This window comes from Paeniroseomonas aquatica (genome assembly GCF_030409335.1).
Taxonomy (GTDB): Bacteria; Pseudomonadota; Alphaproteobacteria; order Acetobacterales; family Acetobacteraceae; genus Belnapia; species Belnapia aquatica.
The window spans coordinates 1-654 of the sequence record NZ_JAUFPN010000057.1; the positions used below are offsets into that span (position 1 = coordinate 1).

General features: G+C 56.1%; 1 protein-coding gene. It reads left to right on the top strand.

The window, feature by feature from the left end:
• Positions 1-369: 369 nt before the first annotated feature.
• Positions 370-654: DNA-binding protein (locus tag QWZ14_RS06190; RefSeq protein ID WP_290315756.1), on the top strand; the 285-nt coding region annotated here is incomplete at its 3' end.

Consider the following 654-nt stretch of genomic DNA (forward strand, 5'->3'; position numbering starts at 1 on the left):
AGAGCCGTCTTCCCGCCGCCGCCTTTGCTCGTCGCAATCGTAACTATGCTGCCCATACTATCCCCCGATAGCGCTGCTAGCGTCCATAGCGCTTATAGCGTAGCTAGCAGCCTTAGCATAGCTGACCGCGCTAGCGCGTGCAATCAATGTTAGCGGAAGCTATCTTAGCTATTATAGCTAGTGTGTATAGCACGCGCTATTGTGTGCTAACTATATGTAAACGCTATGGGTTTCCTGCCACGCCCCAGGCGGAAGTGACTGGCGACTGGCCGACAGAATGATAAAGGAAAGGAATTTTACGCGTTAGTAAGTAAGTTAGTTGGTAAGTAGGTACGATCAGAACTTACTTACTAACTTAGGACGTTGCACATGCGCCCACCGCTCGTGACCGCTGAGGAGATTATTGAGGCTGGACGCCAGATCAGAGCGCGCGGTGAGGAGGTCACTGGTTGGGCGATCCGTCGACAGGTCGGTGACCGCGGCCAAGCCAAGCGCTTGGAGGCCATTTGGCGGGAGCGGGGAGATAGTGCACCGCCGGTGATCCAGGACGACGATGCGGCCAACAACCTTCCAACTCCGCTGCAGGAGTTGGTCAACGAGAGCAAAGGCGCGCTCGCCGGCCAGCTGGACACGATCGTCGCGGCAATCCATCGT